At 71.3% G+C, this 16606-nt stretch carries 21 protein-coding genes; 16 read left to right on the top strand and 5 right to left on the bottom strand.

The genetic code is table 11. The features are described from left to right. Positions 1-59 precede the first annotated feature (59 nt). From ACQYVW_RS10020 to ACQYVW_RS09950, 15 genes are all read left to right on the top strand, one after another. Positions 60-605, top strand: coding sequence for a KdsC family phosphatase (locus ACQYVW_RS10020; RefSeq protein ID WP_434934350.1), 546 nt, complete (start codon positions 60-62; stop codon positions 603-605). Further along, positions 602-1165: an LPS export ABC transporter periplasmic protein LptC gene (gene lptC / locus ACQYVW_RS10015; protein ID WP_434934351.1), complete on the top strand. Its 564-nt coding sequence runs from the start codon at positions 602-604 to the stop codon at positions 1163-1165. The genes ACQYVW_RS10020 and lptC overlap by 4 nt, the downstream gene beginning before the upstream one ends. Beyond that, entirely contained in the window at positions 1146-1697 is a 552-nt protein-coding gene (lptA, locus tag ACQYVW_RS10010; RefSeq protein WP_434934352.1) for a lipopolysaccharide transport periplasmic protein LptA, read from the top strand. Before lptC ends, lptA begins: the two co-directional genes overlap by 20 nt. Then, positions 1697-2416 (top strand): LPS export ABC transporter ATP-binding protein, encoded by a 720-nt coding sequence (gene lptB, locus ACQYVW_RS10005; protein ID WP_434934353.1) that lies wholly within the window; start codon positions 1697-1699, stop codon positions 2414-2416. The genes lptA and lptB overlap by 1 nt, the downstream gene beginning before the upstream one ends. A gap of 31 nt (positions 2417-2447) precedes the next feature. Further along, positions 2448-3881, top strand: a complete 1434-nt coding sequence (locus tag ACQYVW_RS10000; RefSeq protein ID WP_434946902.1) for an RNA polymerase factor sigma-54 — start codon at positions 2448-2450, stop codon at positions 3879-3881. 126 nt (positions 3882-4007) lie between these two features. Further along, positions 4008-4334: a ribosome hibernation-promoting factor, HPF/YfiA family gene (hpf, locus tag ACQYVW_RS09995; protein ID WP_434934355.1), complete on the top strand. Its 327-nt coding sequence runs from the start codon at positions 4008-4010 to the stop codon at positions 4332-4334. An 18-nt stretch (positions 4335-4352) separates the two neighbouring features. Beyond that, positions 4353-4817 carry a PTS sugar transporter subunit IIA gene (locus tag ACQYVW_RS09990; protein ID WP_434946901.1) on the top strand — a complete coding sequence of 155 codons (465 nt, stop codon included), beginning with the start codon at positions 4353-4355 and terminating at the stop codon, positions 4815-4817. A gap of 8 nt (positions 4818-4825) precedes the next feature. Further along, a complete protein-coding gene (hprK, locus tag ACQYVW_RS09985) occupies positions 4826-5794 on the top strand; it encodes an HPr(Ser) kinase/phosphatase (protein WP_434934357.1) in 969 nt (322 codons plus the stop codon). Next, positions 5791-6699: an RNase adapter RapZ gene (rapZ, locus tag ACQYVW_RS09980; RefSeq protein WP_434934358.1), complete on the top strand. Its 909-nt coding sequence runs from the start codon at positions 5791-5793 to the stop codon at positions 6697-6699. The genes hprK and rapZ overlap by 4 nt, the downstream gene beginning before the upstream one ends. A gap of 86 nt (positions 6700-6785) precedes the next feature. After that, a complete protein-coding gene (locus ACQYVW_RS09975) occupies positions 6786-7181 on the top strand; it encodes a PTS sugar transporter subunit IIA (protein ID WP_434934359.1) in 396 nt (131 codons plus the stop codon). Positions 7182-7189: 8 nt separating this feature from the next. Continuing rightward, positions 7190-7459, top strand: coding sequence for an HPr family phosphocarrier protein (locus ACQYVW_RS09970; protein ID WP_434934360.1), 270 nt, complete (start codon positions 7190-7192; stop codon positions 7457-7459). Positions 7460-7600: 141 nt separating this feature from the next. Further along, a complete protein-coding gene (ptsP, locus tag ACQYVW_RS09965; RefSeq protein ID WP_434946900.1) occupies positions 7601-9325 on the top strand; it encodes a phosphoenolpyruvate--protein phosphotransferase in 1725 nt (574 codons plus the stop codon). A gap of 311 nt (positions 9326-9636) precedes the next feature. After that, positions 9637-10998, top strand: coding sequence for a magnesium transporter (gene mgtE / locus ACQYVW_RS09960; protein WP_434946899.1), 1362 nt, complete (start codon positions 9637-9639; stop codon positions 10996-10998). Positions 10999-11018: 20 nt separating this feature from the next. After that, a complete protein-coding gene (locus ACQYVW_RS09955; RefSeq protein WP_434946898.1) occupies positions 11019-11825 on the top strand; it encodes a carboxylesterase family protein in 807 nt (268 codons plus the stop codon). Positions 11826-11884: 59 nt separating this feature from the next. Then, positions 11885-12367, top strand: coding sequence for a hypothetical protein (locus tag ACQYVW_RS09950; RefSeq protein ID WP_434946897.1), 483 nt, complete (start codon positions 11885-11887; stop codon positions 12365-12367). Between the two features lie 6 nt (positions 12368-12373). On the opposite strand, the gene ACQYVW_RS09945 is transcribed toward ACQYVW_RS09950, so the two are convergent. From ACQYVW_RS09945 to ACQYVW_RS09930, 4 genes are all read right to left on the bottom strand, one after another. Further along, positions 12374-13312 carry an aspartate carbamoyltransferase catalytic subunit gene (locus ACQYVW_RS09945; protein WP_434946896.1) on the bottom strand — a complete coding sequence of 313 codons (939 nt, stop codon included), beginning with the start codon at positions 13310-13312 and terminating at the stop codon, positions 12374-12376. Positions 13313-13494: 182 nt separating this feature from the next. Next, the gene (gene ruvX, locus ACQYVW_RS09940) at positions 13495-13953 is read right to left on the bottom strand and encodes a Holliday junction resolvase RuvX (RefSeq protein WP_434934367.1); all 459 of its coding nucleotides are present in this window, start codon (positions 13951-13953) and stop codon (positions 13495-13497) included. After that, positions 13950-14516 carry a YqgE/AlgH family protein gene (locus ACQYVW_RS09935; protein ID WP_434946895.1) on the bottom strand — a complete coding sequence of 189 codons (567 nt, stop codon included), beginning with the start codon at positions 14514-14516 and terminating at the stop codon, positions 13950-13952. The genes ruvX and ACQYVW_RS09935 overlap by 4 nt, the downstream gene beginning before the upstream one ends. 83 nt (positions 14517-14599) lie before the next feature. Further along, the gene (locus ACQYVW_RS09930) at positions 14600-15058 is read right to left on the bottom strand and encodes an FKBP-type peptidyl-prolyl cis-trans isomerase (protein WP_434946894.1); all 459 of its coding nucleotides are present in this window, start codon (positions 15056-15058) and stop codon (positions 14600-14602) included. Positions 15059-15157: 99 nt separating this feature from the next. On the opposite strand from ACQYVW_RS09930, the gene ACQYVW_RS09925 reads away from it, so the two are divergent. Next, entirely contained in the window at positions 15158-15739 is a 582-nt protein-coding gene (locus ACQYVW_RS09925; protein ID WP_434946893.1) for a DNA-3-methyladenine glycosylase I, read from the top strand. A gap of 191 nt (positions 15740-15930) precedes the next feature. On the opposite strand, the gene ACQYVW_RS09920 is transcribed toward ACQYVW_RS09925, so the two are convergent. Next, complete coding sequence (locus ACQYVW_RS09920) at positions 15931-16557, bottom strand: superoxide dismutase (RefSeq protein WP_434934371.1); 627 nt, start codon at positions 16555-16557, stop codon at positions 15931-15933. Positions 16558-16606: the final 49 nt, after the last annotated feature.

Genomic DNA, 16606 nt, shown 5'->3' with positions numbered 1-16606 from the left:
GGTACAGGCCCGGACCGGCCTGCTGTCCCGGGCTCCACCCCTGACATCCGAGGTTAGACGTGCCGCACGACCGTCCCGAATATCCTGCCGAGCTGATCGAACGCGCCGCCCGCATCCGGCTGGCCTGCTTCGACGTGGACGGCACGCTGACCGACGGGCGGCTGTGGTTCGATGAGGACGGGCGCGAGTCCAAGGCCTTCAACGTGCTCGACGGCCAGGGCCTGGTCCAGCTGCGCAAGGCCGGCGTCAGGGTCGCCTTCGTCACCGCCCGCAACAGCCTGGTGGCGGCCAATCGCGCGCGTGAACTGGGCGCCGAGCCGCACGTGGACGTGCACGACAAGGTCGCCTGCGTCGAGGAGATCCGCACCCGGCTGGGGCTGGCGCGCGAGGAGGTCGCCTTCATGGGCGACGACCTGCCCGACCTGACCGTACTGCGCATCGCCGGCTTCGCGGTGGCCCCGGCCAGCGTCCACCACTGGATCCGCGACCAGGTGCACTGGGTCACGCCGTCGCGCGGCGGCGAGGGTGCCGCGCGCGAGCTGTGCGACCTGATCCTCCACGCCCAGGGCCGGGTCGCGGCGCTGCTCGAGGACCGCGAGGGATGAACTGGCGGCTGTGGCTCATCCTGGCCCTGCTTGCCGGCGCGCTGTTGAGCGGCTGGTTCGCCTGGCGCAACAACGACGCCGAAGGCCCGGCCGATGCGGGCGCGGGCCTGCGCTCGGACTACATCCTGCGCGACTTCGAGGTGGTGACCCTGGACAGCACCGGCCAGGAGTCGTTCTCGCTGCGCGCACCGGAACTGCACCAGACGCCCGGTGCGCGCACGCTCGAGCTGGCCACGCCGCTGTTCCTGATGCCCGACCAGCACGGCAGCCGCTGGGAGGTCCGTGCCCGGACCGGTTGGGTCAACGAGAAGAGCACCCTGATCCAGTTGCGCGGCGACGTCGTCGCCGACAGCCCGATGGGGGCCAGCCGCCCCACCGTGGTCCGGACCGAGCAGCTGGACGTGCATCCGGAAGAGAACCGGGCCACCTCCGAGGCCGTCGTGACCATCACCACCCCCGGCACTACAATGCGCGGTACCGGGATGGAGGCCGACCTGGCCAGCAAGCGCATCCAGCTCCTGTCCAAGGTGAGCCTGAACAATGACCCCACACGCCGCTAAGCTGGTCCTGGGCCTGGTCGCAGTCGCCTGCGCCGGCATCGCCCAGGGCAAGTCCTCCGACCGCCAGCAGACGATGCAGGTCCAGGCCAATCGCAGCGACTGCACGGTCACCGAATCCGGCCCCTGCGTGCTGACCGGCGCGGTCCACATCGTCCAGGGTTCGCTGGTGATCGACGCCGCGCGCGCCGACCTGCGCCAGGCCGACGGCGAGATCCGCGCCGCCAAGCTCACCGGCTCGCCGGTGCGGCTGAAGCAGGACATGGACAACGGCGGCACCATGAACGCCACTGCCGCCCAGGTCGACTACGACCTGCAGCAGGACACGGTGGTGTTCACCGGCGGCGCCAGCGTGCAGCAGCCAGGCCGCGGCAGCATCGCCGGCGAGCGCATCGTCTACAACATGCGCACCGGCCAGGTGCAGGGCGGCGGCGGCAGCGAGGGTGGCCGCGTGACCCTGCAGTTCGAGCCACGCAACCGCGCGCCCGCGGGCGAGGCGCCGTCCGGCCAGACCCGCGACGACGGGAACGACTGATGCTGGTCGCCGAGGGGCTGCGCAAGCGCTACCGCGACCGCGAGGTGGTCCGCGACTTCGGCCTGACCTTGGACGCCGGGGAGGTCGTGGGGCTGCTCGGGCCCAACGGCGCGGGCAAGACCACCTGCTTCTACATGATCGTGGGCCTGGTGCCGGCCGACGAGGGCCGGATCGTGCTGGACGGGCACGACATCACCGCCGAACCGATGCACCAGCGCGCGCGCCGCGGCGTGGGCTACCTGCCGCAGGAGCCTTCGGTGTTCCGCAAGCTCAGCGTGGCCGACAACATCATGCTGGTGCTGGAACTGCGCGAGGATCTCGACCGCGCCGGGCGCCGCAGCGAACTCGAGAGCCTGCTCGACGAACTGCAGATCACCCATGTGGCCGACCAGATCGGCGCCAGCCTGTCGGGTGGCGAGCGCCGCCGCGTCGAGATCGCGCGCGCGCTGGCCGCCCGCCCCCGCCTGATCCTGCTCGACGAGCCCTTCGCCGGCGTCGATCCGATCTCGGTCGGCGAGATCCAGCGCATCGTCGAACACCTCAAGGATCGCGGCATCGGCGTGCTGATCACCGACCACAACGTGCGCGAGACCTTGGGCATTTGCGACCGGGCGTATATCCTCAACGAAGGGGGTGTGCTCGCGCAGGGGGCTCCGGACATGCTCCTCGCCAATCCTGACGTGCGCCGGGTCTACCTCGGGGAATCCTTCCGGCTGTAGCCGCGCACGTCGTCCAGGGGATCCACGGACGATGAAGCCGCGCCTCCAGACATCGCTGGGCCAGCACCTGGTCCTGACGCCGCAGTTGCGCCAGGCGCTGCACCTGCTGCAGCTGCCGGTGATCGAGCTGGAGACCGAGATCGCCGCGGCGGTGGAAAGCAATCCGCTGCTGGACTGGGCCGAGGATGCGCCGCCGGCGTCCGCCGACAGCAAGGACGAGGCTCCCGAGCCCGCCGGCGCCGATGCCGCCGAGGCGGCCACCGACTGGGAATCCGGAGCCGACGACTGGCCCGACAGCGGTAGCTTCGAGCATGCCGCCGGCAGCGGGCGTGGCGGCGAGGACGACGAGGGCGACGCCGCCAGCCGCATGGCGCAGTCCGAGACCCTGCACGATCATCTCGCCTGGCAGCTGCACCTGAGCCACCTGTCGCCCCGCGACCTGCAGATCGGCGCGGCCCTGATCGACGCGATCGAGGACGATGGCTACCTGCGCGTACCGTTCAGCGAGGTCGCCGCGGCCCTGCATCCCGAACCCGCCCCGGGCGACGACGAGATCCTGGCCGTGCTCCGCCAGATCCAGCGCTTCGATCCGGTCGGGGTGGGCGCGCGCGACCTGGCCGAATGCCTGGCCATCCAGCTCGAGACCGTGGCTGCGGACACGCCCGGACGGGCGCTGGCGCTGCGCATCGCCACCACCCTGATCGACCGGCTGCCGCGCCTGGGCGTGCCGGGGATCAGCGAGCAGCTGGGCTGCGGCACCGCCGAAGCCGACACCGCGCTGGCGCTGCTGCGCTCGCTCGACCCGCGTCCGGGCTCGCAGATCGGCGATGTGCCTTCGGACAACTACGTGGTCCCGGACTGCGTGATCGTGCGCCGCAACGGCGTCTGGCTGGCGATGCTCGCCAAGGGCTCGCTGCCGCGGCTGACCATCCACCAGGCCTACGAGCGCATGATCCAGCATGCCAGCGGCGAGGATGCCGGCTACCTGCGCGGCCGCCTGCAGGAGGCGCGCTGGCTGCTCAAGAACCTCGAGGCCCGCGGCGAGACCCTGCTCAAGGTGGTGCGCTGCCTGATCCGGCAGCAGTCGGGCTTCCTGGAGTTCGGTGCGCGCGCGCTGCGGCCGCTCACCCTGCGTGCGGTCGCGGCCGAAATCGGCATGCACGAATCGACCGTCTCGCGCGCGGTGGCGCGCAAGTACGTGCACACCCCGCGCGGCACCATCGCCCTGCGCGACTTCTTCGCCTCGGGGATCGACACCGGCGGCGGCGGCGAGGCCTCGAGCGTGGCGATCCAGCAGATGATCCGCAGCCTGATCGAGGCCGAGGATCCGCGCAAGCCGCTGTCGGATGCGCGCCTGGCCGAGTCGCTCAAGGCCGCGGGCGTGCCGGTCGCGCGCCGCACGGTGGCCAAGTACCGCGAGGCCATGCACATCGGCGCATCGCACGAGCGCATCAGGATCAATTGAAGCGCGTCCCGGGTCCGCTGTCCATGATCCTGCCGGTCGCCGGACCCGGAACGCTGCGTTAACCTGTTCTCAACCCGCGGCAACCCGCTTTGGGCGATGCTGGGGTTCCCAGACAGGAGGTAGCCGATGCAGATCCAGACCTACGGCCATGACATCGAAGTGACCCCGGCCCTGCGCGAGTACGTGGAAACCAAGCTCGAACGGCTGGGACGCCACGTCGAGCGTCCTTTCGAGGTGCGCGTGCAGCTCTGCATGGACAAGCCCAACCACAAGGCCGAAGCCAACCTCACCCTGGCCGGCAAGGCGCTGCACGCCGACGCCAGCGCGGTGGACATGTACGCGGCCATCGACCTGCTGGCCGACAAGCTCGACCGGCTGCTGCTCAAGCACCACAAGAAGCAGACCGACCACCACCGCGGCGCCAGTGCCGCGCGCGACGGCAGCTTCGGCTGACCCCGGACCGCGACGCCGATGCCCTGGACCGACCTGCTCGACGCGGGGCGCATCGTGGTGCTGGAAGATCCCGGCACCCGGGCGCAGGTGCTCGATGCGGCCGCGAAGCTGCTGTCCGGCGGATCGCCGGCGCAGGCGCGCGAGCTGTCCGATGCACTGCAGCAGCGTGAGCAGCTGGCCAGCACGGCGATCGGGCACGGCGTCGCCATTCCGCACGCCCGCAGCGCGGGGTTCGAACCCCGCGGCGCCTTCCTGCGGCTGGGCAGGCCGGTCGACTTCGGCGCCCGCGACGGCGGGCCGGTCGATCTGGTGTTCGCGATGACCGCCAGCGACGACCGGCCCGAGCTGCATCTGGAACACCTGGCCGGGATCGCCGCCCGACTCTCGGATCCGGAGTTCCGCGACCGCCTGCGCGGCGCCCGCGACCTGCGGCAGCTGCGCCGCCTGCTGCTGCCCCCCACCGCCGCGGCCAACGCCGCCTGAGACCCCCAGTGAACCAGCGCCTCACCGCCGCAGAACTGTACGCGCAGCAGCACGACCGCCTGGGCCTGCGCTGGCTGGCCGGGCAGCCGGGCCAGGGGCGGGTCCTGGAGTCGGTGGAAACCAACGCGCGCCGGCCCTCGCTGGCCGGTTACCTCAACATCATCTATCCCAACAAGGTGCAGATCCTGGGCACCGAGGAGCTGGCCTGGCTGGACGGGCTGGACTCGCGCCTGCGCTGGGAGACCATCGAACGGGTGATGCAGTACCGTCCGCTGGCGCTGGTGATCAGCAAGAACCAGCCCTGCCCGGAGGACCTGCGCGAAGCCGCGGAGGAATCGCAGACCCCGTTGTGGATCTCGCCGCGCCGCGGCCATGAACTGCTCAATCATCTGCAGTACCACATGGCGCGCGCGCTGGCGCCGCGGGTGACGCTGCATGGCGTGTTCATGGAGGTCTATTCGATCGGCGTGCTGATCACCGGCGAATCGGGTTCTGGCAAGAGCGAGCTGGCGCTGGAGCTGATCACCCGCGGCCACCGGCTGGTGGCCGACGACGCGCCCGAGTTCACCCAGATCGCGCCGGACGTGCTCGACGGCACCTGCCCGGAACTGCTGCAGGACCTGCTGGAACTGCGCGGCCTGGGCGTGCTCAACATCCGCCAGATGTTCGGTGACACCGCGGTGAAGCGGAACAAGTACCTGCGCCTGATCGTGCACCTGAGCCGCCCCAACGCCGAGCCGCAGCCGCACGAGGACGGCATGGTACGCCTGACCGGCGACCTCGGCCTGCGCAAGGTGCTGGACCTGGACGTGCCGATGATCACGCTGCCGGTCATGCCCGGCCGCAACCTCGCGGTGCTGACCGAGGCGGCGACCCGCACCCACATCCTGCGCGCCAAGGGCATCGACCCGGCCGCCGCCTTCCTCGCGCGCCACTCGCACTTCCTGGAAAGCGGCGAGGAGCCTGCCCTGCCATGAGCACGCCCGCTCCACCGGGGGACGCCGAGGGCGGGCCCCAGCGCAGCGCCGCTTCGCTGCTGATCGTCACCGGCATGTCGGGCGGCGGCAAGTCGGTCGCGCTCAAGACCCTGGAGGACCTGGGTTTCTACTGCGTGGACAACCTGCCGGCCGAGCTGCTGCCGGAATTCGTGCGCGCCGCCGCCCATCCCGAACGCGCCGAGCAGAAGCTGGCGGTGGGCATCGACATGCGCAACCGCGGCGACCTGGGCAACCTGCCCGAGTGGCTGTCGGCGGTCGGGGCGATGGGGCTGGAGCCGCAGCTGGTGTTCTTCGACGCGGCCGATGCGGCGCTGCTGCGCCGTTACGCCGAGACCCGGCGCCGGCATCCGCTCACCCACCTCGGCCTCGCCCTGGCCGACGCGATCTCGCTCGAGCGCCAGGCGCTCAAGCCCCTGCGCTCGCTGGCCGACCTGGTGGTGGACACCGGCGAGCTCAACGTCCACCAGTTGCGCCACCGCGTGATCACCGAGCTGGGGCTGACCCAGGACTCGTCGCTGTCGCTGCTGTTCGAATCCTTCGCCTACCGGCGAGGGCTGCCGGCCGACGCCGACTTCGTGTTCGACGCCCGCAGCCTGCCCAATCCGCACTGGGAGCCGCGACTCAAGCCGCTGTCGGGCCGCGACCCGGAGGTGCGCGACTACTTCCTGGCCCAGCCGCAGATGGCCGAGTACCTGGCGCATGTGGCCGGTTTCCTCGACGTCTGGTTGCCGCGGATGCAGTCCAACACGCGCAGCTACGTCACCGTGGCGTTCGGCTGCAGCGGCGGGCGCCACCGCTCGGTGTACCTGGCCGAGGCGCTGGCCGAGCACGCGCGTACGCGCGGCTGGACCGACGTCGCCACCTTCCACCGGGAACTCGACTGAAGCGTCGCGGCAGCGCGCACGGGAGCGGCGCCCCGATGGCCGCGCGCCGCTATCGTGCGGTCACCGTCGTCTGCTAACGTTTGGCGATGGCAGTCGGCATTCTCCTCCTCACCCACTCGGGCATCGGCACCGCGCTGGTCGCGACGGTCGAAGCCATGCTGCGCGGCAACCTGCCGCTGCGCCTGGCCGCCTTCGAAGTTCCCTTCGATGCCGACCCGGATGCGCTGCTGCCGCAGGCGAGCGCGGCGATGCGCAGGGTGGATGGTGGCGACGGCGTGCTGATCCTCAGCGACCTCTACGGCGCCAGCCCCAGCAATCTCGCCGCGCAGCTGTCCAGACTGGGGACGCCGTCACGCCGCGTCTCCGCGCTCAGCTTGCCGATGCTGCTGCGGGTGATGAATTATGCTGAACTTCCCTTGGAGGACCTCCCCGCCGTCGCTGCCGCAGGCGCGCGCAACGGGGTGATCCTCGACGACGCCTGAGGCCGACGATGATCGAACGCGAACTGCTCATCGCCAACAAGCTCGGCCTGCACGCACGCGCCACGGCCAAGCTGGTTCAGGTGCTGTCGGGCTACCGCAGCAACGCCACGCTCACCGCGAAGGGCCGCGAGGTCAACGCCAAGAGCATCATGGGTGTGATGCTGCTGGCCGCCGCCCATGGCACCAAGGTGGTGCTGCGGCTCGACGGCGAGGACGAGGCCGACGCGATGGAATCGGCGGCAGCGCTGTTCGAACGGAAATTCGACGAGGCCGGATGAGTCCCTGCCCGCGCCCGCGCCGCCACCGGGGCGGCCTGCAGCAACGAGGAGCGGTATGCGCGGTGCGGTTCCACCCATGACGATCCTGCCGCTGGCGCCAAGGCGCGGCGCACGCGCGCGTCGCCGCGCCGGCGGCCACTGATGCGCCAGGTGCTCTCCGGCCATGGCGCGTCGCGCGGCAGCGCCCTCGGCCGCGCCCGCGTGCGCCAGCCGCATGCGCTGGAGGTGGCCGAAGAACACATCGCGCCAACCGCCGTCGCCGGTGAACTGCGCCGCCTGCATACCGCGATCGACGCGGTGCGGGTGGAAATGCGCAACATGCGCGAGCGCCTGCACGGCGCGCTGGCCCACGAGGTCGGCGAGTTCCTCGACTTGCACACCCTGCTGCTCGACGATCCCGAACTGCTGCAGGGGCTGGACGACCTGGTCGCCAAGGGCCTGTACGGCGCCGACTACGCGCTGCGCCTGCAGCGCGACCGGCTGGCGGCGGTGTTCGAGGCGATGGACGACGCCTATTTCCGCAGCCGCGTCGAGGACATCGACCACGTCATCGGTCGCGTGCACGCGATGCTGCACAAGCGCGAGGCCGACCTCAAGGGCGTGGCCGGCGAGATCCTGGTCGCCGACACCGTCGCCCCCGCGGAGCTGAGCCAGCTGCAGTCGCAAGGCGTGCTGGCGGTGGTCACCGCGGGCGGTAGTGCGCTGTCGCACAGCGCCATCCTGGCGCGCAGCCTGCACCTGCCGCTGGTGGTGGGCGTGCCGCAGGCGCTGCAGCAGGTCAACGACGGCGACGTGCTGCTGGTGGACGGCAGCAACGGCGCGATCGTCGTCGAACCCAGCGCCCTGGACCTGCGCGACTACCGCGCGCGCCTGCGCGAGGAGAAGCGCGAGCGCAAGCAGCTGCACCGGCTGCGGCGCGAGCCCTCGCGCACGGTGGACGGCGTGGACATCCGGCTGTGGGCCAATGCCGAATCGCGCGAGGACGTCACCGGCGCGCATGCGCTGGGGGCGGCCGGCGTGGGCCTGTACCGCACCGAGTTCCTGTTCCTGCAGCGCAGCGAGCTGCCCGACGAGGACGAGCAGTTCCGCGCCTATCGCGACGTGGCGCTGGCGATGACCGGCCGCACGGTGACCATCCGCACCATGGATATCGGCGCCGACAAGGCCGACCGCACCGGCCTGGCGCTGGCCGACGAGCCCAACCCGGCGCTGGGCGTGCGCGGCGTGCGCCTGTCGCTCTCGCGCACGCCCGTGTTCGAGACCCAGTTGCGCGCGATCCTGCGCGCCTCGGGTTATGGCCCGACCCGCATCCTGGTGCCGATGGTCAGCGGTCGCGAGGAGATGCTGGCGGTCGCCGGCACGATCCGGCGGGTTTCGCGCGAGCTGCGCGAAGAGGGCCACGAGATCGCCGAGCACGTGCCGCTGGGCGCGATGATCGAAGTGCCTGCGGCGGCGATCGCGTTGTCGTGCTTCATCGACACGGTCGACTTCGTCTCGATCGGCACCAACGACCTGACTCAGTACCTGCTGGCTGCCGACCGCGGCAACGATGCCCTGGGCGACCTCTATTCGCCGCTGCACCCGGCGATGCTCAAGCTGCTGCACGGCGTGATCCGCACGGCCAGGGCGCGCGGCAAGCCGGTGGCGGTGTGCGGCGAAATGGCCGGGGATCCTGCGCTGACGCCGCTGCTGCTGGCGCTTGGGCTGGAGGAGTTCAGCCTGCATCCGGCGACGCTGCTGGAGGTGCGGCGGGCGGTGCGTGCGCAGCGCCTGGGCGCGCTGCGCGCCTCGGCACCGGCGCTGCTGCGCTGCCGCGACCGCGATGCGATCCAGCGCTGGCTGGATAGGGCGCAGGCGGCGATCTGACCGGGCGCGGAGGCCTGGTTTCGCAATCGCTTCCGTATTCGTCCGTCGCTGGTGCGGCGCCCTGCCCCCCGGCGATGCAGTACGCGTCCACCTCGCCCAGTGCCGCTCCGCGCCACAGTCGTGCGTTCCGTTCGGGGACGCGAGACGCGCCCACGCAGACGCATGCGCGCCGCGCTCCGGGACCGGGCGACGGCCCTTGTCCGAGCACGGGGTGTGAAGTCCTTGCCGCGCGGGCGATAATGCGCGCATGAACGCCTGACCGGCCGCGTCTTCCCGCGCGGCACGCCCTCGCACCACCGGAGCCGCTGCGCATGGCTGAAGCCGTCCGCCACGACAAGACCGCGCGCCAGCTGCGCCTGCTGTCGGACGCGCTCGACAGCGGTCGCCTCGGCCCGGTGCGGCGCATGGTCCACACCCTGGCGCCAGCCGAGATCGGCAACCTGCTCGAATCGCTGCCGCCCGACAAGCGCATGATCGTCTGGGGCCTGGTCGATCCGGAGGACGACGGCGAGGTGCTGGTTCACGTCGGCGACGAGGTGCGCGAGAGCCTGATCGCGGACATGGACCAGGACGAACTGGTCGCCGCGGTCGAGGATCTCGATATCGACGACCTCGCCGACCTGGTGGAGGATCTGCCCGGCGCGGTGATCGACGAGCTGCTGCGCTCGATGGACCGCGACAACCGCGAGCGCCTCGAGCAGGTGCTGTCCTATCCCGAGGACACCGCCGGCCGCCTGATGAATCCCGAGGTGGTGACGGTGCGCGCCGACACCACGGTCGACGTGGTGCTGCGCTTCCTGCGCCTGCGCGGCGAGTTGCCCGAGCACACCGACCACCTGTACGTGGTCAACCGCCGCCACCAGCTGATCGGCTGGGTGGCGCTGCAGGATCTGGTCACCCGCGATCCGGGCACGCCGATCAACCAGCTGATCGACGACGAACTCGAGTCGCTGCACGTGGAGACCTCGGCCGAACAGGTCGCGCGCCAGTTCTCCGACAACGACTGGGTCTCGGCCCCGGTGGTCGACGACGGCAACGTGCTGCTGGGCCGCATCACCATCGACGACGTGGTGGACATCATCCGCGAGCAGGCCGAGCACCAGGCCCTGGGCGCGGCCGGCCTGGACGAGGACGAAGACCTGTTCTCGCCGATCCGGCGCGCGGTGCGCGGCCGCGTGGTGTGGCTGGGCATCAACCTGCTCACCGCGTTCCTGGCCGCCGCGGTGATCGGCCAGTTCGACGCCACCATCGAACAGGTCGTGGCGCTGGCGGTGCTGATGCCGATCGTCGCCGGCATCGGCGGCAACGCCGCGGTGCAGGTGCTGACCCTGATGGTGCGCGGCCTCGCGCTGGGCCAAGTCGGCAGCAGCAACGCGCGCATCCTGCTGTGGAAGGAACTGCGCGTGGCCTTGATCAACGGGCTGCTGATCGGCGCACTGGTGGGCGTGGTCGCGCTGCTGTGGTTCGGCTCGTGGCCGCTGTCGCTGGTGATCGGCGCCGCGCTGGTGATCAACTTCTGTTCGGCCGCGCTCGCCGGCGTGCTGCTGCCGCTGCTGCTCAAGCGCATGCGCATCGACCCGGCCGTGGCCGGGACCGTGGTGGTGACCGCAGTCACCGATGTGATGGGCTTCTTCAGCTTCCTCGGGCTGGCCACGGTTATCCTCCTGCACTGATCCGATCCTGGAGGGCGGCCATGCGCCTGCGCGGCCTTGGAGCGATCCTGCTGATGGCAATCCTGCTGGCCGGCTGCGCGAGTGGTGCGCAGCGCGCGGTACCGGGCCGGTTCGTCGAACGCGAGCTGTCGCTCGATGGCGCAGTGCATCGTTACCAGGTGTTCGTGCCGGCCAGGGCCACACGGGCCGGCAAGCCGCCGGTGGTGCTGTTCCTGCACGGCTCGGGCGAGCGCGGCGACGACAACCGCAGCCAGCTCGCGGTCGGCCTCGGACCGCACGTGCGCGCGCATGCCGCCGATTTTCCTGCCATCGTCGTGTTCCCGCAGGCGCCGGCGGAGAGCGAATGGCACGAGGTGGCGGACGTGGCCCTGGCCCAGCTCGACGCGGCCACGCGCGAGTTCGGCGGCGACCCCGACCGCACCTACCTCACCGGCCTGTCGATGGGCGGCTACGGCGTGTGGGAGCTGGCCCTGCAGCAGGGGTACCGCTTCGCCGCGCTGGTGCCGGTGTGCGGCGGCCTGGTACATCCGCGGCGCCCGTCGATGGCGGTCACCGCGCTTGCCGGCGAGGCGGATCCCTATGCCGCGGCGGCGCAGCGCCTGCGCGGCACGCCGGTCTGGATCTTCCATGGCGCGCGCGATGAATCGGTGCCGGCCGACTACTCGCGGCGGCTGCACGCCGCGCTGCAGGCGGCGGGCGCGCGCGACGCGCGCTACACCGAGTTCCCGGAAGCCGGCCACAACAGCTGGGACCCGGCCTACGCCACGCCCGAACTCTGGGACTGGCTGTTCGCGCAGCGCCAGGTCGACGCCTTCCGCCAGCAGTGAATCGGCGGTTCACGCCCGGCCGGCGACGATACGGCACCCCGTCGCGAAGGAGTCCGCAGATGCCCGCTCCGATGCCGCTGGTCCGCACCATGCTGGCGCTGATGCTCGCCTGCACCATGTCTGCCGCCGTAGCCGGCGAGACGGACGCCGCGTTCTACCAGCGCGCCCAGGTCGTCCATTACGCGGTGCGCGAAGCCCAGGCGCCGGGCCCGCGCCACGAGGAACTGCGACTGTGGGCGGATCGGGCCGGACACGTCCGCGTGCATTACGCCTGGGGACCGGAGCCGAAGGAACTGGCGCTGGCATTGGTCGGGCGCGGCGCCGACGGCGAGGGCTTCGCCCTGCGTTTCCCCAATGGCCTGGTGCTCGATGCGGTGCTGCAGGGGCAGGCGCTGCGCGTGCGCGATCGCAGCGGCGGCTACGACCAGGTCTTCGAATGGAAATACGAGGGCCCCGTCGATGGCCGCGGCACGGCCTGTACCGCCTGCGTGGACGAGGCCGACGCGGCTGCCTTCGTGCGCCGCCACTTCATCGGGCGTTAGCCGCCTTCAGCGCGGCGCCAGCAGCGTCTCCAGCACCGACATGCGCACCGCGACGCCGTTGGCGACCTGGCGCAGGATCAGCGACTGCGGACCATCGGCCACCGCGTCCGTGATTTCGACGCCGCGGTTGATCGGCCCGGGATGCAGCACCACCGCGTCCGGCGCCGCACGCGCCAGCCGCGCGGCGCTCAGGCCGTAGTCGCGGTGGTAGTCCTCCAGCGAGCCGACCAGGCCTTCCTCCATGCGCTCGCGCTGCAGCCGCAGCATCATCACCGCATCCACGCCATCGAGCGCGGCATCGAAGTCGTGCGTGACCTCGCAGCCGGCCAGGGTCGCCTCGTCCGGCAGCAGCGCGGCCGGGCCGCAGACGCGGATCGCGCCCGCACCGAGGGTGCGCAGCGCGTGCAGATCGGACCGGGCAACGCGCGAGTGCTTCACGTCGCCGACGATGAGGAAACGTCGCGCGCCGAAATCCGCACCCAGCGCCTGCCGCAGGGTCAGCATGTCGAGCAGGCCCTGGGTGGGATGCGCGCTGCGCCCGTCACCGGCGTTGACCAGGGCCGTGCCCGGGCGGGCCACGGCCGCCAGTTCCGCGACCGCACCGTCGCCGGAATGGCGCACGATGAAGCCGCGCACGCCCATCGCCTCGATGTTCTGCAAGGTGTCGCGCGCGGTCTCGCCCTTGGTTGTGGAGGAGGTGGCGGCATCGAAGCCGAGCACGTCCGCGCCCAGCCGCTGCGCGGCGCGCTGGAAGCTCAGGCGGGTGCGCGTGGACGGTTCGAAGAACAGGGTGCACACCGCGGTGCCGGCCAGCGCCTGGCGCGCGTCCGCGCCCTCGGCGAACGCCTGCGCACGGTCGAGCAGATCCTCCAGGGCCGGTCGCGGCAGGCCCTCGAGGGTCAGAAGATGGACGAGGCGGCCTGCTGCGTCGGTCTGTGCGGTCATGCCGTCATTGTCGGGGGAAGTGGGGGTCGGAGTCACTTCCGCATCGCGCAGGCAGGCGCTGGCGCCAACGCGGGCAGGGGTCGGTCCGCGGCGGGACGTCGCCGTCCCCGGCCCCGCGAATGGCACCGCAGCCAGCGCACGTCCGATGGCAGCCGCGGCCGGACCTCCCGCGGCCGTGGGGGCTACACCTCGGTCGCATCCCCGGGCGAGGCGAACCAGCGTTCGACGATCACCGCCGCAGCCACCGCATCCAGCGCCACCGCATCGCGCCGGCGGCGGCGTCCTGCGGCGCGGTCGACGGCAAAGCGCTGTGCGGCCTCGATCGAGCTGGCGCGCTCGTCCACCATCACCACCGGCAGCCCGTAGCGCGCCTTGAGCTCGACGGCGAAGGCGCGGGCACGCTCGCGGATCGGCTGGTCGCCTCCGTCGAGGGTCATGGGGTCGCCCACCACCAGGCCGTCGGGTCGCCACTCCTTCTGCACGCGGTCCACCGCCGCCCAGTCGATCTGGCCCCCGTGCACGTCGATCACCGCCAGCGCGCGCGCGCCATGGCCGAACGCGCTGCCGATCGCCACGCCGATCCGGCGCGCGCCCACGTCGAAGCCGAGCACCGTGCCGTCGGCGCGGATCGCACCGCTCATGCGTGCCCCACGTGTCCTGCCATGCGCATCATGTCCACGCCGATCTGTCCGGCGGCGGCCTGCCAGCGCTGCTCCAGCGGCAGGGTGAACAGGATCGCCGCCTGCGCGGGCGCGGTCAGCCAGCTGTTCTCCGCCAGTTCCTGCTCGAGCTGGCCCGCCCCCCAGCCGGCGCAGCCCAGCGCGATCACGGCGTGCTCGGGGCCTTCGCCCCTGGCGATCGCCTCGAGGATGTCGCGCGAGGTGGTCACCGCCAGGCCGTCGGCCACCGGCAGCGTGGACTCCCAGCCTCGACTGCCGTCGTGCAGCACGAACCCGCGCTCCGGGTGGACCGGCCCGCCCGCGAGCACGCGCTGCTCCAGCAGCGCGGGATCATCGGTCTCGATCCCCATCTGCCGCAGCACCTCGCCCAGGGTGTAGTCGGAGGCGCGATTGACCACCACGCCCATCGCCCCTTCCGCGTCGTGCTGGCAGACCAGGGTGACGCTGCGCGCGAAGTGCGGATCGGCGAGCGCCGGCAGCGCGATCAGCACCTGGTTGGCGAACGTGACGGTCGAGGAGGACATGCCTGCATTCTAGGCCGATCGCCGTGAGGATGCCCTCGCGCGAGCGCGCGCCGGGCCCGGCGGCAGGAGCGCCGGCGTGCCGTTCAGCCCATGCCGAACTGCTGTTCGTGCGGAGTGGCCAGGCGCACGTCGAGCACCTCGACCCGCGCTTCGACGGTGCGCCCTGCCAGCGGATGGTTGCCGTCGACGGTGACGCTGTCGCCGTCGATCGCGACCACCACCACCTCCAGCGGGCCCTTGGCCGTCTGCGCCTGCAGCTTGGTGCCTACCCGCACCTCGCCGGTCGCCTGCAGGCGGGCCAGCGGCAGCGTCTGGACCAGCGCCTCGTGGCGCGGCCCGAAGCCGGCCTCCGGCGGAATGGTCACGTTGAACGCATCGCCGGACGAGCGGCCGGCCAGCGCCTGCTCCAGGCCGGGCATGATGCTGCCGGTGCCGTGCATGTACACCAGCGGATCGTGCTCGCGCGTGCTGGTGATCGGCTGGCCGTGCTCGTCGTGCAGACTGAAATGGACGGTGGCGATGCGGCGGTCGGCGATATCCATGGGGCCCTTCCTGGGGGGAGGGCCCCATGGTCGCGCGGCCGCGCGCAGCCGGGCAACCCCGGCACAACCCCCGGTGCCATGGCCGGCTATGCTGTCGCCATGTCCCGCTACTGCGACATCGCCCCCGGCCACCCGCTCCACGGCCCCTACCACGACAGCGAATACGGCTTTCCGCAGCGCGATGAATCCGGGCTGTTCGAACGCCTGCTGCTGGAGATCAACCAGGCCGGACTGAGCTGGGAAACGATCCTGAAGAAGCGCGAAGGCTTCCGCCGCGCCTATCACGGCTTCGACGTCGACGCCGTGGCCGGCTACGACGAGGCCGACCGCCAGCGCCTGCTCGCCGATCCGGCCATCATCCGCAACCGGCTCAAGATCGACGCAGCGATCCACAACGCCAGGGTGGTGCAGGGCCTGCGCGATTCGCATGGCGGCTTCGCCGCCTGGCTCGATGCGCATGCCCACGAGGCCGACGGCGCACCGCGCGAGAAGACGGCATGGGTGAAGCTGTTCAAGCGGACCTTCCGCTTCACCGGCGGCGAGATCACCGGCGAGTTTCTGATGAGCCTGGGCTACCTGCCCGGCGCGCACCGCCCGGACTGTCCGGTGATGCAGCGGATCGCGCTCGCGCGCCGCGCGGCAGGCCCATCCACTACAGGGACGCGGGCTCCCGCACGCTAGCGGCAGGCCCAGGCGCAGCGCGGCCTCAGGCGGGTGCAGCAGCAGGCGCCGTCGCGCGCAGCCACGGAGCAGGTCGACCTCGGTCGATCGCAGCGTCGCATCGCCCGCCGAAGCGACCGTCTCATGGTCCACCCCACAAACGGAACGGGCCGCTCGCGCGGCCCGTCCATTCGGTCCAGCGACCGCAGGCCTCAGCCCTTGACCGCTTCCTGGTAACGGCGCTCGACCTCGTTCCAGTCGATGACGTTGTAGAACGCGCCGATGTAGTCCGGGCGGCGGTTCTGGTACTTCAGGTAGTAGGCGTGTTCCCACACGTCCAGGCCCAGCACCGGGGTGTTGCCCGAGCCGACACCCTTCATGAGCGGATTGTCCTGGTTGGCGCTGCTCTCGACCGCGAGCTTGCCGGACTTGTCCACGCTCAGCCAGGCCCAGCCGGAGCCGAAGCGGGTCAGCGCAGCCTTGGTGAAAGCGTCCTTGAACGCGTCGAAGCCGCCGAGGTCGCTGTCGATGCGCTTGGCCACTTCGCCCACCGGGTTGCCGCCGCCCTTGGGCGACATCACCGTCCAGAACAACGAGTGGTTGGCATGGCCGCCGGCGTTGTTGCGCAGCGGGCCGCGCTTGTCCTCGGGCAGCGCGTCGAGATTGGCGATGATCTCTTCGGCCGACTTGTCGGCCCATTCGGTGCCTTCCAGCGCCGCATTGGCGTTGTTGATATAGGTCTGGTGGTGCTTGGTGTGATGGATTTCCATCGTCTGCGCGTCGATGTGCGGCTCGAGCGCGTCGTAGGCGTACGGCAGCTGGGGAAGGGTGAAGGCCACGGCGATCTCCATTCGGGTCGGGGTCGTCCATTGTGCCGCGCTGCCGGTC

It is taken from the genome of Luteimonas campi, assembly GCF_051162505.1.
Taxonomy (GTDB): Bacteria; Pseudomonadota; Gammaproteobacteria; order Xanthomonadales; family Xanthomonadaceae; genus Luteimonas.
Note: the sequence above shows the minus strand (reverse complement) of the source record. Positions and strands in the feature narration are given on the sequence as shown.

Coding starts and splice junctions, on each gene's coding strand:
- lptC (WP_434934351.1), top strand. CDS start 602: ATGAACTGGCGGCTGTGGCTCATCCTGGCCCTGCTTGCCGGCGCGCTG.
- lptA (WP_434934352.1), top strand. CDS start 1,146: ATGACCCCACACGCCGCTAAGCTGGTCCTGGGCCTGGTCGCAGTCGCC.
- lptB (WP_434934353.1), top strand. CDS start 1,697: ATGCTGGTCGCCGAGGGGCTGCGCAAGCGCTACCGCGACCGCGAGGTG.
- ACQYVW_RS10000 (WP_434946902.1), top strand. CDS start 2,448: ATGAAGCCGCGCCTCCAGACATCGCTGGGCCAGCACCTGGTCCTGACG.
- hpf (WP_434934355.1), top strand. CDS start 4,008: ATGCAGATCCAGACCTACGGCCATGACATCGAAGTGACCCCGGCCCTG.
- ACQYVW_RS09990 (WP_434946901.1), top strand. CDS start 4,353: ATGCCCTGGACCGACCTGCTCGACGCGGGGCGCATCGTGGTGCTGGAA.
- rapZ (WP_434934358.1), top strand. CDS start 5,791: ATGAGCACGCCCGCTCCACCGGGGGACGCCGAGGGCGGGCCCCAGCGC.
- ACQYVW_RS09975 (WP_434934359.1), top strand. CDS start 6,786: ATGGCAGTCGGCATTCTCCTCCTCACCCACTCGGGCATCGGCACCGCG.
- ACQYVW_RS09970 (WP_434934360.1), top strand. CDS start 7,190: ATGATCGAACGCGAACTGCTCATCGCCAACAAGCTCGGCCTGCACGCA.
- ptsP (WP_434946900.1), top strand. CDS start 7,601: ATGCGCCAGGTGCTCTCCGGCCATGGCGCGTCGCGCGGCAGCGCCCTC.
- mgtE (WP_434946899.1), top strand. CDS start 9,637: ATGGCTGAAGCCGTCCGCCACGACAAGACCGCGCGCCAGCTGCGCCTG.
- ACQYVW_RS09955 (WP_434946898.1), top strand. CDS start 11,019: ATGCGCCTGCGCGGCCTTGGAGCGATCCTGCTGATGGCAATCCTGCTG.
- ACQYVW_RS09950 (WP_434946897.1), top strand. CDS start 11,885: ATGCCCGCTCCGATGCCGCTGGTCCGCACCATGCTGGCGCTGATGCTC.
- ACQYVW_RS09945 (WP_434946896.1), bottom strand. CDS start 13,312: ATGACCGCACAGACCGACGCAGCAGGCCGCCTCGTCCATCTTCTGACC.
- ruvX (WP_434934367.1), bottom strand. CDS start 13,953: ATGAGCGGTGCGATCCGCGCCGACGGCACGGTGCTCGGCTTCGACGTG.
- ACQYVW_RS09935 (WP_434946895.1), bottom strand. CDS start 14,516: ATGTCCTCCTCGACCGTCACGTTCGCCAACCAGGTGCTGATCGCGCTG.
- ACQYVW_RS09930 (WP_434946894.1), bottom strand. CDS start 15,058: ATGGATATCGCCGACCGCCGCATCGCCACCGTCCATTTCAGTCTGCAC.
- ACQYVW_RS09925 (WP_434946893.1), top strand. CDS start 15,158: ATGTCCCGCTACTGCGACATCGCCCCCGGCCACCCGCTCCACGGCCCC.